The 14518-nt window shown below is 73.3% G+C and carries 13 protein-coding genes and 1 pseudogene; 6 read left to right on the top strand and 8 right to left on the bottom strand.

Features of this window, described 5'->3' with window-relative positions:
- Nucleotides 1-65: 65 nt before the first annotated feature.
- Together B085_RS0122685 and B085_RS0122680 are read left to right on the top strand one after the other, a co-directional pair.
- Nucleotides 66-332 (top strand): WhiB family transcriptional regulator, encoded by a 267-nt coding sequence (locus tag B085_RS0122685; RefSeq protein ID WP_018560886.1) that lies wholly within the window; start codon nucleotides 66-68, stop codon nucleotides 330-332.
- Nucleotides 333-448: 116 nt separating this feature from the next.
- A complete protein-coding gene (locus tag B085_RS0122680; RefSeq protein ID WP_018560885.1) occupies nucleotides 449-733 on the top strand; it encodes a sigma factor in 285 nt (94 codons plus the stop codon).
- 41 nt (nucleotides 734-774) lie between these two features.
- On the opposite strand, the pseudogene B085_RS50985 reads toward B085_RS0122680, so the two are convergent.
- A pseudogene (locus B085_RS50985) lies at nucleotides 775-936 on the bottom strand (ubiquinol-cytochrome c reductase cytochrome b subunit); the annotation flags it as partial.
- Nucleotides 937-1120: 184 nt separating this feature from the next.
- Entirely contained in the window at nucleotides 1121-2767 is a 1647-nt protein-coding gene (locus tag B085_RS43480) for a carboxylesterase/lipase family protein (protein ID WP_018560883.1), read from the bottom strand.
- A 227-nt stretch (nucleotides 2768-2994) separates the two neighbouring features.
- On the opposite strand from B085_RS43480, the gene B085_RS43475 reads away from it, so the two are divergent.
- The 3 genes from B085_RS43475 to B085_RS0122650 all read left to right on the top strand — a co-directional run bounded on the left by B085_RS43475 (nucleotide 2995) and on the right by B085_RS0122650 (nucleotide 6966).
- Nucleotides 2995-3981: a MerR family transcriptional regulator gene (locus B085_RS43475; protein WP_018560882.1), complete on the top strand. Its 987-nt coding sequence runs from the start codon at nucleotides 2995-2997 to the stop codon at nucleotides 3979-3981.
- 333 nt (nucleotides 3982-4314) lie between these two features.
- Nucleotides 4315-5985, top strand: a complete 1671-nt coding sequence (locus B085_RS43470; protein WP_018560880.1) for a diacylglycerol kinase family protein — start codon at nucleotides 4315-4317, stop codon at nucleotides 5983-5985.
- Between the two features lie 27 nt (nucleotides 5986-6012).
- The gene (locus B085_RS0122650; RefSeq protein WP_018560879.1) at nucleotides 6013-6966 is read left to right on the top strand and encodes a YihY/virulence factor BrkB family protein; all 954 of its coding nucleotides are present in this window, start codon (nucleotides 6013-6015) and stop codon (nucleotides 6964-6966) included.
- A 262-nt stretch (nucleotides 6967-7228) separates the two neighbouring features.
- On the opposite strand, the gene B085_RS0122645 is transcribed toward B085_RS0122650, so the two are convergent.
- Genes B085_RS0122645 through B085_RS0122635 form a run of 3 tightly spaced genes read right to left on the bottom strand, consistent with a single transcriptional unit; the run spans nucleotide 7229 to nucleotide 9605 of the window.
- Nucleotides 7229-8077, bottom strand: a complete 849-nt coding sequence (locus B085_RS0122645; RefSeq protein WP_018560878.1) for an oxidoreductase — start codon at nucleotides 8075-8077, stop codon at nucleotides 7229-7231.
- Nucleotides 8074-8850, bottom strand: a complete 777-nt coding sequence (locus B085_RS0122640) for an SDR family oxidoreductase (RefSeq protein ID WP_018560877.1) — start codon at nucleotides 8848-8850, stop codon at nucleotides 8074-8076. The genes B085_RS0122645 and B085_RS0122640 overlap by 4 nt, the downstream gene beginning before the upstream one ends.
- A gap of 35 nt (nucleotides 8851-8885) precedes the next feature.
- Nucleotides 8886-9605 carry an SDR family oxidoreductase gene (locus tag B085_RS0122635; protein WP_018560876.1) on the bottom strand — a complete coding sequence of 240 codons (720 nt, stop codon included), beginning with the start codon at nucleotides 9603-9605 and terminating at the stop codon, nucleotides 8886-8888.
- 304 nt (nucleotides 9606-9909) lie between these two features.
- On the opposite strand from B085_RS0122635, the gene B085_RS0122630 reads away from it, so the two are divergent.
- Complete coding sequence (locus B085_RS0122630; protein ID WP_018560875.1) at nucleotides 9910-11304, top strand: D-alanyl-D-alanine carboxypeptidase family protein; 1395 nt, start codon at nucleotides 9910-9912, stop codon at nucleotides 11302-11304.
- 43 nt (nucleotides 11305-11347) lie between these two features.
- On the opposite strand, the gene ligA is transcribed toward B085_RS0122630, so the two are convergent.
- The 3 genes from ligA to B085_RS43465 all read right to left on the bottom strand — a co-directional run bounded on the left by ligA (nucleotide 11348) and on the right by B085_RS43465 (nucleotide 14395).
- Complete coding sequence (ligA, locus tag B085_RS0122625; protein ID WP_018560874.1) at nucleotides 11348-13378, bottom strand: NAD-dependent DNA ligase LigA; 2031 nt, start codon at nucleotides 13376-13378, stop codon at nucleotides 11348-11350.
- Nucleotides 13379-13555: 177 nt separating this feature from the next.
- Nucleotides 13556-13888 (bottom strand): alpha/beta fold hydrolase, encoded by a 333-nt coding sequence (locus B085_RS0122620; protein ID WP_158689806.1) that lies wholly within the window; start codon nucleotides 13886-13888, stop codon nucleotides 13556-13558.
- A gap of 138 nt (nucleotides 13889-14026) precedes the next feature.
- A complete protein-coding gene (locus tag B085_RS43465) occupies nucleotides 14027-14395 on the bottom strand; it encodes an alpha/beta fold hydrolase (RefSeq protein WP_158689805.1) in 369 nt (122 codons plus the stop codon).
- Nucleotides 14396-14518 lie beyond the last annotated feature (123 nt).

Below are 14518 nucleotides of genomic sequence, written 5' to 3'. Positions count from 1 at the left end.
GGAATTCGTCCGGCGAGTGCCGGCGCCACCGGGAAACGGCTGTGACCACTTTGGAGGAGGCTTCCATGAATTGGCGCGACGCCGCCGCCTGCAGTGAGGAAGACCCGGAACTGTTCTTCCCCATCAGCGGCAGCGGGCTGGGGATGGTGCAGATCAGCGAGGCCAAGGCCGTGTGCGGGCGGTGCCCCGTCACATCCCGGTGCCTGGAGTGGGCGCTGGGGGCCGGCCCGATGGAAGGCGTCTGGGGCGGCACCACGGAGAGCGAACGACGTGCGCTGCGGGGACGTACCACCCGCGAGCGGCTGGGAGAGGCGGGCCGGACCGCCGTCTGAGCCGTCCCGCAGCGACGGCTCGCCGGGTTCCGCCACTGCCCGCACGATGGAACCGAAGACACTTATGGAGGCCCTGCGCCGCCGCACAGGTGTCTCCTCGGCCAGAGGAACGGCTCATGCGAGGCAAGGACCCGGGGCGACTGAGCGCCCGCTCGAATCCGACGCTGAAGGACCGGCCCATGCTGATGGCGCTGGCCTTCCGGATGGTCGGCTCGACGCACGACGCCGAGGACGTCGTCCAGGAGACCTACGCCCGCTGGTACGCGATGTCCCCGTCGGCACGCGCCGGCATCAAGTCCGCCACGGCCTGGCTGGTCCGCGTGGCCGGCCGGATCTGCCTGGACCACCTCGGCTCCGCCCGCGTGCGCAGGGAGAAGTACACGGGCGAGTGGCTGCCCTAACCGCTGCCGGACAGCGCGGCGTGGAGCAGCGTACGGAGGTCCGGCCACCTGGACGTCAGCCCCGTCTCCGCGCCGTGCAGGAGCATGTCCCGGTCGCGCCGCTGCAGACCCGGGCAGATCCGCTTGGTGAGGGCGAAGGCGACCACCGGGACGACGAACACGGCGACGCGGATCGCCCAGGTGACCGTGTGGATGGAGAGGTGGGCCGCATCGGCTGTGGCTCATGATGCACCCGGACAAGCTGCACGCGTGGCGCACCAGGGACGGTCGTCAGCTCCGGCCGGGAAGGTGCGCCACGGGTACGGGACGGGGTCGGGGGGCGGGCCGGCCGCGACCGGTGGTGGCCCCCGGCCGCATCCGCGCGGCGAGGTCCGCGCGGCGGGAGGCTCACCGGGGCAGGCGGTCCCAGAAGGCGCAGTGGTGCGCGGCATACGCGTCAACGGGGCGGATTCCGCCCGGTCCGGGAGCCAGCGACTGCACCGACCACGCCGATCGCCCGAGAGCCGGCGAAGGGCGCAGGACGGGCCAGCGCGGAGCGTCGGCGGTGTTCGGGTCGCCGGTACGCGCGAAGGCCGTCCAGTAGCCGACCATCCGGTCCGACAGGGCGCGCTGGGCCTCGGTCAGCGGTTGTTCGGTGAGGAGGGAGGGGAACAGGAACGGCATCTCGAAGCCGTGCGCCGCGCCGTACGGGAAGCCCAGGTTCGCCGGCAGACCGGCGAGGACGGGAGCGTCCGCATCGCTGAACTCGTAGCCGTAGAGGGGGAGACCGGGGGCGCGGGCGGCGATGGCCCGGTCGGCCGCCAGCGTGGTGCAGGCGAGGGACCGGTCGGTCAGCACCGCGGCCCAGGCCAGTGCGGGCGTCGGGTGCCCCGCCGCCGGATAGCGCGCCTCGACGGCCGGGGCCGCGGGGCCGAAGGCTTCCACCAGACGGGCGCGGTAGTCGTCCTCGGTGCGGATCGGGAACGCGGCGAGCGACAGGCCGACGAACATCCGCATCTCGTCGCGGTTGCTGCCCTGGACGACCGGAACGCGATGGAAGCGCCCCGAGGCCAACGCCTGGTCCGGCGCCGTCGGCAGCAACGCATTGCCGTAGGCGGGCCGGTTGAAGGACTGCATCAGTTGCGCGGTGGCGAGGCGATCCGTGCTCTGCCCGCGCAGGCACGCCAGCACCTCGTCCGGGCCGCCGGCTGTGCAGCCGAGTTGCCGGGCGGCCTCAGCACCGGCCGTCTGGACCTCGCGCTGTGAGGCGAACGGCTCGTACACCGGTGTTCCGGGTCCGAGAGCGCCGCGGGGGAAGGACATGAGGCAGGAACCGCTCTGGAGCACGGCCCGCTGGAAGAGTCCGGCGGCCGTCGGCGAGGTGAGGTGCGCACAGATGCCGAGCGCGCCCGCGGACTCACCGAACAACGTGACCCGGCCCGGATCGCCGCCGAAGCGCTCCGCGTTCGCCCGCACCCAGCGCAGCGCGGCCTGCTGGTCCGCCAGTCCGAACGGCGGGGCGGAGCCCAGCCCGGGGTGGCCGAAGTAACCGAACACGCCCAAGCGGTAGTTGACCGTGACGACGACCGTGTCACCCCGCACCGCGAGTCGTTCGGCGCTGTAGTCGCTGCCGGCACCGCCCAGGAACGCACCGCCGTGCAGCCACACCAGCACGGGCTGCTTCCGCCCGCCCGGCTCCGGCGTCGGCATCGTGACGTTGAGGTAGAGGCAGTCCTCCGACCCGAGGGCCGTGGCCGCGCCCGGTGCCGGCATCTGCACGCAGGGTCGTCCCGGCGCCGTCGCGTCCCGGACACCACGCCATGCCGCGGCCGGCACCGGGGCACGCCAGCGCAGCGCCCCGGTCGGCGGGGCAGCGTAGGGAACACCGTCGAAGGTGGTGTACGCGCCGTGTGGCACGCCGCGTATCAGGCCGCGGTCGGTACGTACGACGGCGCCGCCCTCCCCCGAGGAGGACGGGGAACCGGGCCGCGCGCCGGTCGCCGGTACGGCGGTGGCCGCGAGCAGTGCCACCGCGCAGAGCAAGGTGAAGAACACCGCACGGAGCCGGTCTCTTCGGTTCGGACGCCGTGCTGTCATGGCCAGGGACATGCGTATCCACCGTTCTCGGTCGGACGGGATCGGACGGGGTCGGACGGGGCCGCACGAGACCGCACGAGGCCGGGCAGGCCCGAACGAGGCCTGAGCGGCGGGGAAACGGTGCGACCGGCGCGGTCAGTGATCAGTACGCTAGGACCTCCCGTGCGCTGGAGGTTCAAGAGCCTGTGACGCAAGACACGTGGAGCATCGGCGAACTCGCGGCCGGGACGGGGGTCCCGGTGAAGACCCTCCGCTACTACTCCGACAGCGGCCTGCTGCCCGTGGCAGCCCGCAGCACCGGCGGTCATCGGCGCTTCGGTCCCGAGGCGTGGGAGCGGATCCGTCTCATCAGGCGCCTGAGGGCGCTGGACACCCCGATCGCGACCATCACACAGATGGTCACCGGTGAGCGCTCCTTCGGTGAACTGGTGACAACAGAGCTGGAGACGGTGCAGGAGCGACTGACCGAGCTGCGGTGGCGCCAGGCCACGCTCGAGTCCCTCGACGACTGCCCGAGCGACGAACGGCTCCGGCGTCTGGAGATCCTCTCCCGCGTGCAGCGTCTCCCGCAGGCGCATCGCACCCTCACCGACCACTGGCATCGCGAGCTGCCCGCGACGATGCCCAGGCGCCGGCTCGACATCATGATCGCCATGCTGTCCCCCGACCCGCCGCGGGACCCCGATCCCGCCACGGTCCTGGCCTACGCCGAGCTCCATCTGCTCATCTCCACGCCCAGCTTCACCCGCTGGACCCAGGACCACGACGAAGAGATGAGGGACGCCCCGGCCTTCTACGGGGAGATCGACGAAGCCGCCGCCCTGACGACCGCCGCTCTCGCCCGGGGCCTGCCGCCCGGCGCCGGGGACGCGGTGAACGCCTTCGTGTCCGCCCACGCACGGGCCCGGCGCGAGTCGGACACCCCCGCCTTCCGCGCGTTCCTGTACGGGCTGGTGTCCAGGTCATCCGGCTTCGACCCCCGCCTGGAACGCTATTGGGCCCTGGTCGGCACCGTCACCGGTGGACGAGTGCTGAACATGACGGTGGCTCACCGATGGCTGACGGACGGACTGTCGATCTCGATAGCCGGCAGCGCGCCTTCGGTATCGAGGAGCCGCCCGGCCTCCGTGAAAGCCCGGACCGGGCAGGGGAGCTGGGGGAGCAGGTACTGAACGCCAGGCGCGGGCCGGGCCCGTGGCGCTCCCCGGTCGCCGGCCACTGCCTCGCGCACGCGTCGTGCCCGGTCCTGACCGTGCCGCCGTCTCCGCTCCAGCTGGACCTGGAGGCCATGACGCGCAGACGGGGGCTCCGGCGGTCGGGCCGCGACGACGTGCGGAGGGAGGGGTTCCGGGCGCTGACGGATCATCAGTTCGCCGACGGCGACAGCTGAGGCGCTGCGAGCGGCCGGGCGACCGTTACCGCCGGACACGCGTCACCCGCGCCGGACGGGTAAGACGGCAGCCATGAGGATCGATGGCGCAGCAGTCCCCTCACGAGCGCGGTGGTTGCTGACGTTGCCCCTGCTGTGGGCGCTGCTGGTCGCGCTCGGCGCGCTGGTGACCGGCCCGTGGGCGGGCCGGTGGCCGGTGTCGGCGGAGGACGGCCTCGCCCGGTACCTGTCCGGGCACCGCACCGCCGCGGGTGACGCGGTCTCGCAGGGGCTGTCCCTGGTCGCGGGCACACAGGGTGTGATCGCCGTGACGCTTCTCTGCGTGGTGGCGCTGCTCGTGCCGCCGCGCGGTCCTCGGCGCGCCGCGGCGTACTTCCTGGCCGGTGCGGTGGCGGCGCAGTCGGCCGTCTTCGTCCTCGTCACCCTGTGCGTGGAACGGCTCCGCCCGGACGTGCCGCACCTGGAGCAGGCGCCGCCGACCTCGAGCTTCCCCTCCGGGCACTCGGGGGCCGCGCTCGCCCTGTACGGGGGCCTGGCCGTGCTCGCGGCCCGCGGCCCGCGCCGCCCCTGGCGGCTGCCCGCGGTCGCGCTGCTGCTGTGCCTCCCGGCGGCGGTGGCCGTGTCGCGGCTGTACGCGGGGATGCACCACCCCAGTGACGTCGTCGGCGGTCTCCTCAACGGCGCCTGCACCCTGTTCGTGCTGGCCCGCGCCCTGCCGCCGCACCGCGGAGCGCGCGAAGGGCCGCCCGGCCCCCGTCCCCGTGACGCCGCCGGGGGGCGCCGGGCCGTCGTCGTACGGCACCCGCACGCCTGCCCCGAAGAACTGGCCGAGGCCGTCCGCGCCGTCCTGGACCGCCACGGCTACACCGACCAGCGGTGGACCCTCACCACGGCGGAGCGGCCCAGCGGCGAACTCGGGACGCTGGCGGCGCGACACCGCGCGCCGCTCGTCGTGGCCTGCGGCGGCGACGGCACCGTCCGCGCCTGCGCCGAGCCCCTGCTGGGCACGGACACCGCCCTGGCCATCGTCCCGTGCGGCACCGGCAACCTGCTGGCCCGCAACCTCCGCCTGCCCCTGGACCCGGCGGCGGCCCTTGAGCGGGCACTCGCGGGGCGGACCACCCGCATCGACGCGGGGCGGGTGCACGGCGACGGGCTGCCCGCGACCTGCTTCACCGTCATGGCCGGCGCCGGCTTCGACGCCGCCATGGTCCGTGACGCCTCCGACCGCCTCAAGGCGCGCCTGGGCTGGAGCGCGTATGTCGTGTCCGGTGCCGGGCATCTCACCGACCCCCGCATGCATCTGGCGATGCGTCTGGACGGCGGCCCGGAGCTGCACCGCCGGGCCCGGATGGTGCTCGTCGGCAACGTCGGCGTCCTCCAGGGCGGCCTGCCGCTGCTGCCCGCGGCGCGACCCGACAGCGGCCGGCTGGACCTCGTGCTGCTCAACCCCCGTGGCCTGACCGGGTGGGCGGCCGCCGCGGGGCACCTGGCGGTACGCATGCTGCCGGGCCGCCGCGGTCGGTGTGGCGGCGTCACCGCCGCCGGATCGCCCGTGGCCCGCGGGGCGCTGGAGTACTTCCAGGCCCGGCGGATCGACATCGGTTTCGCCACGCCTCAGGCACGCGAACTCGACGGTGACGTCGTCGCGGACGGCACCCGGCTCACGATCGAGGTCCAGCCCGGGGCGCTGCGCGTCCACCTGCCCGCCCCTACCCCCGTACCCACCACGGCCGCTGTCCGTGCCCCGGAGCACGCCGACCGCGCCGTCACCTCCGGCGGCTGAGCCGCCGCCGAACCAGTCAGGAGAGCGATGGGCACCGCCACCCGCGTCCCGCAGCGACGCGACGTACAGGGCGACGAACTGTCCGGCGACGAGGCCTGGGCCGCGCTGCGCCGGTACGGCGGCTGGAGTCTGCTGCGCGATTCCTTCGTGCGGTTCCGCTACGCCGACGGCTTCAGCCACTCCCGTGCGCTGGCCCTGCAGACGGTCCTCGCCATCGTCCCCTTCGCCATCGCCGTGATCGGCCTGTCGAGCGTCCTGCACACCGACGACGTCGGCCGCGTCGCCGAACTGACCGTGCGCCGGATCGCGAGCGGCCCCAGCCGGCAGGTGATCGACGACGCCCTGCGGCAGAGCCACCGGCAGGGCGACGGCGGCGGGCAGGCGGCCCTGTGGCTCGGACTGCTGTTCTCGGTCGCCAACGTCACCACCGGCCTCTGCCAGGTCGAACGAGGCGCCAACCGCATCTACGGAGTGGAGCGCGACCGCCCGTTCCTCCGGAAGTACAGCCGCGGGCTGGTGATGGCCGTGCTGGCCGGCATGCCGCTCGGCCTCAGCTTCGTCCTCACCGTCATGGGCGCCCATCTGACCCGCTCCCTGGCGGAGGTCTACCACCTGGACACCGCGACCACGCACGCCTGGGACGCCCTGCGCCTGCCGCTCGGGGCACTTCTCGCGGTGCTCGCCACCAGCGCGATCTTCCGCCGCTCACCCCGCCGCGACCAACCCGGCTACACCTGGCTCGCCTTCGGCGCGACGGTGTACCTGGTGCTGTGGATCCTGTCGACCTGGGCGCTGAGCCTGTACGTCGGGGCGAGCGGCTCCTTCACCAGCATGTACGGGCCGCTCAGCGCATTCGTCGCGCTGCTCCTGTGGTCCTACCTCACCTCGGTCGCGCTCTTCCTCGGCCTCGCGTTCGCCGCCCAACTCGAGGCGGTACGGGCCGGTGTCCGGCAACCGGCCGCCGACGACCCGGGCGTGTGACCGACGGCGGCGCACCACCCGCACCGCTGTCGCGGCCTGCGCGCTCTGCCGGTCAGTCCAGGCGCGAACAGCCTCTCGGCCTGCGGCAACCGGTGCGGGTCGGGCAGCCGGTCGGCGACGACGTCCCGGAAGATCCGCCGGATCGGGGGGCCGAAGACACGGCCGGTCCGCCACGCCTCCCGGAGTTCCCCGGGTCGATCCCTCGTCATCGGCGCAGCGTAGCGGAAGAGGGCCGCGCCAGGCCGCCGCGGGCGGGGAACCGTCAGGCCGCGGAGCCGGTGGCGTCGTGGTCGGTGGACAGCGCGAGGTCCCGCCAGGCGTCGGTCTCCTTGCGGAGCTCGGCGATCTTGCCGTCCATCGCCGCGGCGCAGTCGCTGCCGAGCTGGGCGCGCATCGGCGGGTGGTCGGAGTCGGCGAGCTCGATCATGGCCCTCGCGCCCTTGACCGGGTCGCCGGGCTGCGTGTGGTTGAGGCCGGGGACGGCGTCGCGCACCGCGCCCGCTGTGGCGGCGTAGTCGTCGATCACCCGGCCCTCGGTGTGGAGGCTGGACGCGTCGAGGAAGTCGGTGCGGAAGTAGCCCGGTTCGACGATGACGACGTGGATGCCCAGCGGGGCCAGTTCGCCGTGGAGGGCCTCGGACAGCCCCTCCACCGCGAACTTGGTCGAGCAGTAGACACCGAAGCCCGGCGCGCCGCGGAAACCGCCGATGGAGCTGAGGTTGAGGATGCGGCCCGACCTCTGCCGGCGCATGACCGGCAGGACGGCGCGGGTGACGTTGGCCAGACCGAAGACGTTCGTCTCGTAGACCGCCCGGAACGCCGCGTCCGAGGTCTCCTCCACCGCGCCGAGCACTCCGCGTCCGGCGTTGTTGACCAGGACGTCGATCCTGCCGAAGGCGTACACGGCCGCGTCGACCGCCGCGCGGGCCTGCGCTTCGTCGGTCACGTCCAGGGCGACCGCGAGCACCCGTTCGCCGTACGCGGAGAGCGCTCGTTCCACGTCCCGGGGGTCGCGTGCCGTCGCCACGACGCGGTCGCCGCGTTCCAGCGCCTGACGCGCCACTTCCAGCCCGAATCCGCGGGCCGCGCCGGTGATGAACCAAGTGATCATGACAGACGGCCTCCCGGAGTCAAGTGCGCGATGAGGTTCTGGCCGCCGTCGATGTCGTACGTCCCGCCGGTGAGCGCGTCGTTGCACATGATGTGGGTGGCGAGCGCGGCGACGTCGGCCGGGCCGACGACCCGCCGGATGGGCAGTTCGGCGCGCAGTGCCTCGCGCCGGGCCTCGAGCCGGTCGCCCAGGAGCGACGCCGACAGGGAGGTGTCCACGAATCCGGCGGCGATGAGGTTGACGCGGATCGGCGCCAGCTCGAGCGCCAGGTTCGCGGTGAGGGCGGGCAGGGCCGCGGTCAGGGTGGACGCGACGGCCAGGCCGACGCCCGGTCGCCGGCCGCCCGTGCCGCCGATGAACAGCAGTGTGCCGCCGGGGCGGACCTTGTCGGCGCTGTAGAGCGCCACCGCCAAGGTCATGGCGAGGCGTTCGCCGAAGTGGCGGCGGGCCTCCGCGAGGTCCATGTCGGCCAGCGGCATGTAGAAGGGGCTGCCGGCGGTGAGCAGCACGTGGTCGACCGTGCCCGGCAGGCACTGGAAGAACTCCTTGAGACGGTCCGTGTCGGTGGCGTCGAAGGCCGCCGTGCTCAGCGGGCGGAGCTCGTCCGCGGCCTGCCGAAGCCGCTCGGGGTTGCGTCCGACCAGGACGACCTCGCCGCCGCCGGCCCGCACGCGGCGCGCGGTCTCCAGCCCGATGCCGGCACTGGCCCCGATCACCACGACCGTCTGGCCGTCCAGGTCAGAGGGGTCGTGGTGCGCCTCGCGGCCCGTCATGGGCACCTCCGGTTGCCGTCCCGTCGTGACAGGGTTCAGACCAGTGCCTCACCGCCGTGCAGTTGCGGGAACAGCGCCTCGGTGCCGCCGGACAGTGCTGCCCGGACCCGCTTGGTGACGTCGTCGGCGAGCACCTCGTCCGCTCCGGCCTCCACGCCGGCGAGGGTGGCACGCGCCACCGTGGCGGGGTCCTCCTTCGGACCGGTCACGGCGGCGGCCATCTCCGTCGCGAGATAGCTGACGTGGAGCGCGGTGACCTGCGTGCCCTGCTCGGCGAGCGCCACCCGCAGGGCATTGGTGATCGACCACTCGGCGGACTTGGCGGCGGCGTATCCCGCGGTGCGCGGGACGGTCACCCAGGACATCACGGAGAGCACGTTGACGATCGCGCCGCCCCCGTTGCGCCCGAGGACGGGTGCGAACGCCCTGCTCATGGCGAGGGTGCCGAGGACGTGCGTCTCGAACTCCGAACGGAACGCATCCAGCTCGGCGGTGAGGACGTTCGCCCGGGTCGTGGAACCCGCGTTGTTGATCAAAAACGTCACGTCCCCGGCCTGCTCGGCCGCGGCACGGACCGACTCCTGGTCGGTGATGTCCACTGCGATCGGGACGGCATCGGGGACGGAGACCTTCGCGGGGTCGCGGGCTCCCGCGTAGACCTTGGCGGCCCCTGCCTCGAGGAGCGCGCGGACGAACTGCTCACCGAGCCCGCGGTTGGCTCCGGTGACGAGGGCGACGGACCCTTGGACCTTCATCGGGGCACCTTCCCGGAGCGCGGTCTCGGGGCTGCCCTCGCGGTCACGGCGTGCCACGGCAGCCCGTAGTCGTCCTCCCTCTTCGAACGTATATCGCCCGTGTTGCCGCCACCACCCGAAGCGGCGACCGCCGCCATGGCCCCGTCCCCGTCCCCGTCCCCGGCCCGGGGACGGGGACGGGGCGGGGCGGGGGCGAGGAGCCGTGCGGGTGGCGGAGGCACTCCTTCGGCCGCGCTCACGATGCCGTGGCCGCCACGGTCCGGAGACTGGTGCTCGGCAACTCAATGTCGTCGAGGAGGTCGGCGTGACGGGCGAGTCCCCCGGCAGGGCGGATCAGCAGGAGTCGTCCGGGGAGACGACCGAGCCGAACGAGACGAACGGCGCGGCGGAGGCCCCCGCGCCCACGGGCCGGCGCCGGACGCTGCTGGACGAGCTGACCAATCCTCCGCCGCCTCCGCCGCCTCCGCCCCCGGAGGCGGCGGAGCGCACCCCCGTGAACCCGCTGAAGACCTGGGTGCCCCTCGTCCTGCTGCTGGCCCTGGTGTTCTGCGTGGTCCAGGCGCTGCGCCCGCTGCCGGCACCCACGCTGAAGCTGACCGCGGCGCCCTCGTACACCTTCGACGGCGAGCGTCCGTCACTGCCGTGGCCCGCCGAGGGCCAGGCGGTGCTGGAGGCCGAGGGTCTGGGCCGGATCGGCGCCTTCGGCGAGCAGCGGCCGGTGCCGATCGCGAGCGTCGCGAAGGTGATGACGGCCTACGTCATCCTGCGCGACCACCCCATCGAGCCGGGCGACACGGGCAGGACCGTCGAGGTCGACCGCAAGGCCGAAGACCAGTTCGGCAGCGGGCAGACGGAGGGGGAGTCCGTCGTCAAGGTGACCGAGGGGCAGGAGCTGAGCGAGTACGAGGCGCTGGAGGCCGTCATGCTGCCCTCGGCCAACAACATCGCCCGCCTTCTGGCGCGTTGGGACGCGGGATCGGAGGCGGCGTTCGTGAGGAAGATGAACGCCGCCGCCAGGGGACTCGGGATGCACGACACGACGTACACCGACCCGAGCGGCCTGGAGGCGACCACCGTCAGCACCGCGAGCGACCAGGTCAAGCTGGGGCACGCCGCGATGAAGGACCCGGTCTTCGCCGAACTCGCGGGCAAGACCCGCTACACGGACCTGAACGGCGACGTGCAGCACAACGTCAACCGGCTCCTCGGAAACGGTGACGTCGTCGGCATCAAGACCGGCAGCAGCACCAAGGCCGGCGGCAACCTCCTCTTCGCGGCCGTCCGTGACTTCGACGGAACGGAGCAACTCGTCGTCGGCGCGATGCTGGGGCAGCACAAGGCCGACATCCTCGACACGGTGCTGGGCCGCAGCGACACCCTGCTCCAGGCCACGCTGCGGGCGCTCGTCTCGGACACCGTTGTCAGGAAGGGGGAGACCGTCGGCTACGTGGACGACGGCCTCGGCGGCCGGACCGGGGTCATGGCGACGGAGGACGTCCGGGCGATCGGCTGGAGCGGCCTGAAGGTCCGTCTTTCCCTGGACGCACCCCGGAACGGGGTTCCGCACGCGGCGCCGGCCGGGGCCCCGGTCGGCACCCTCACCGTCGGGGACGCCGACAGCGCCGTCAAGGTCCCGGTCGCCGTCGCCGGCCACCTGTCCTCGCCGTCGTTCGGCTCCAAGCTCACCCGCCTCGGCTGACCGCCCCGCCCGCGGCCACGGGCGACGGCGGCTCCCCGGGCCTTCAGACGAGGTGGTCGGCGACCAGGTCCGCGAACTCCTGCTCGGTGAGCACCCTCGTGCCCAGTTCCTGTGCCTTGGCGAGCTTGGACCCGGCTCCCGTCCCCGCGACGAGGATGGTGGTCTTCTTCGACACGCTGCCCGAGGAGGTGCCGCCGGCGCTGCTGACGAGTTCGTTCATCTCGTTGCGGTTCCGCCCGGCGAGGAGCCCGTTCATGCCGCCCGTGATGACGACGACCTCACCGTCCAGGGGCTTCGCCACGCCGGACGTCCCGGCGGGGTTCGCCGAGGGTTCGGTCATGGTGAGGCCCGAGGCGACGAGCTTGTCGATGACGGGGCCCATGGCCGCGACGTGGGCCGCGATCCGGGGAGCGTTGGCCGCCGGAAGCTTGTGCACCGCGGCCAGGGCGTCGGCGTCGGCGGCGCGTATCGCGTCCATCGTGCCGAAGTGACGGGCGATCTCCCGGGACAGCGTGCGTCCGGTGCGGACGATGCCCAGCGCGCAGAAGACCCGGTTGAGGGGCTTGTTCTTGGCCGCCTCTATCTGCGCCACCACGGTGTCGGCCCGTTTCTCGCTGCGGGTCGCGTCGACCAGTTGCCCACGCGTGAGGCCGAACAGGTCGGCCACGTCGGAGACCGCGCCGCCTTCGACCAGGGCTTCGAGGTAGGTGACGCCGAGACCGTCGATGTCGAGCTGGTCGCGGCCCACGGCGTACCGCAGGGCCGCGAGCAGCCCGCATCCGCCGCCGGCGCCGCCCGCGCACTCCCAGCGTTCGCCGGAGGTGTCGATCTCGCCGCCGCACGTCGGGCACGACTCGGGGAAGACGACGGGCGTCTCCTCGCCCGTGCGCAGTTCCACGACGGGGGCCTCGATACGGGGGATGATGTCGCCGGCCTTCCACACCATGACGGTGTCGCCGATCATCATGCCGCTGTCGCGGATGAACTTCGGGTTGTGCAGGGTCGCGTACCGCACGACGCTGCCGTCGACCTCGACCGGCTCCAGCACGGCGCGCGGCGCGATGACGCCGGTGCGCCCGACGTTCCACTCCACCGCGAGAAGCTTCGACTGCCGCACGGCGGCCGCGAGTTTGTACGCCGTCGCCCAGTGCGGGTGGCGGCTGCCGAACCCGGCGCGCTCCTGCTCGGCGACCGCGTCGGCCTTGATGACGACACCGTCGATCCCGAACGGCAACTCCGCGCGCAGCGCGGCGATCTCGTCGACGCGGCGCTGGACCTCCTCCACCGTGGCGCAGACGCGCGGACCCACCGGTGTCGCGGCCGTGGTCTGCACCCCGGCGGTGGCGACGGCGTCCATCATCTCGGTGTGCGTGGCACCGGGCAGGCCCACGGCGCCGTACGCGTAGAAGGTCGTCTCGATCACGTAGGGGCGGTCCTTGGCGCGCAGCGTGCCGGCCGTGCCGTTGCGCGGGTTGGAGAAGACCTTCGCCCCGTGGGCCGTGCGTATGGCGTTGGCCGCCTCGAACTGCTCCCGGGTGAGCAGGACTTCGCCGCGGACCTCGAAGGTGGCCGGCGAGTCGAGCCGCAGGGGCAGCCCCACGATCGACCCGATCGCGTGGGAGACGTCCTCGCCGAAGGTGCCGTCGCCCCGGGTGACGAGCTGCGTCAGGCGCCCGTCCACGTACCGGGCGGCGATGGCGGCGCCGTCCAGCTTGGGCTCGATGACGTAGCCGCCCTGCACCGGTGCCCCCAGGCGGCGGGCGACGGACGCGTCCCACTTGGCGAGTTCCTCCGGGCTGAACACGTTGTCGAGGGACAGCATGGGGACGATGTGGGCGACATCCCCCGTCGGCGCGGCACCGCCGCCGACCTTGCCCGTGGGGGAGTCCTCCCGCACGTCCTCGGGGTGGCCCACCTCGTAGTCGCGGATGCGCGAGGCCAGCAGGTCGTAGGCGGCGTCGTCGATCGGGCTCGTCCCGTCGCCGTAGTAGGCGGCGCACGCCTGCAGGGCCGTGTCCACGGCGGAACGGTAGTCCTCACGGGACACCAGCGGGTCAGCGATCACTGTCGTCATGTCCGGCATCCTGGTGCAGGGGTCTGACAGTGGGCCCGGAGCGGGGACCGCGCCTGTGGAGAACCTCGGCGTCCGCGGGCGTGTCCGGTAGGGCGCCCGGTCCGCCGGGAGCGCGGTCAGGCCGGCTCCTTGCCGATACCGCCCGCCCCCTGACGGCCGACGGCGCCGTGAGGGCCGTCAGACCGCGTCGACCGGGTGGCGCCGTACGAAGTCGAGGACGGTCCACGCGACGAGGCCGGGGTCCTCCAGGGGCATCGCGTGGCTGACGCCCGGCAGCGTCACCTGCTCGGCGCGGGGGAGACGCGGGGCCGGCGCGCGGTTCCGGGCCCGGTAGGGACTGCCCAGGCGTTCCCCCTCAGCGCCCGCCACCAGGAGCACCGGCCGGCGCAGCGCCTCGAGACCCGCGGCGTCGGCGTCCCACGCGGCGAACGCGGCTCGCTCGTGCTCGAAGAAGTACCTGCCGCTGAGGACCGACTTCCGGAAGCCCTCCGTGCCGAGCACTCGCGTCATGACGTCCAGGTGGCCGGGGGAGCACACGCTCCCCGGGAAGTGGCCGTAAGCCCGTGCCAGGTCCCCTTCCGCCGCGGCGGCGACGGCCCGGCGCATGGCGTCGCCCGGCGGTTCGTCGCCCGGCGGTTCGTCGGCGGCCTACGGGAGCGCCGCTTCCACCAGGACCATCGACCTGACGATCCCCGGGTGCGCGGCGGCCAGTTGCAGGGCGTGGGTGCCCCCGGTCGAGTGGCCGACCACGTGGGCCTGCCCGATCCCCTGCGCGCCGAGCACTTCCGCGAGGTGTCGCGTGTGGCCGGTGACGCTCAGCCGGCCGCTCCGATCCCGGCTCCGGCCGTACCCGGCGCGGTGGGTGCGTACGACGCGGAGGCCGGGCAGCAGCCCGGCGAGCGGTGCGAACCAGTCGGCGCCGAAGGAGCCGTGGACGAGCAGCACCGCGTCGCCTTCCCCCTCGTCCCAGAAGGCGATGTCCGCGTCCGATGTGAGGAGGTGGTGTAGCGCCGGCATGAGCATCGCCTCGAATGGGACGGCGTTTTGTCGTTTTTCGCGTAACTCCGGGAGAGGCCGCGCTGTTCCCTGCATGGGCGATTCTCCGGGCGTCGGAGGGTCAACAGTGTGTGTCCCCCCACA

Source organism: Streptomyces sp. BoleA5, from assembly GCF_000373665.1.
GTDB lineage: Bacteria > Actinomycetota > Actinomycetes > Streptomycetales > Streptomycetaceae > Actinacidiphila.
This window is presented reverse-complemented; position numbering and strand designations above follow the sequence as displayed.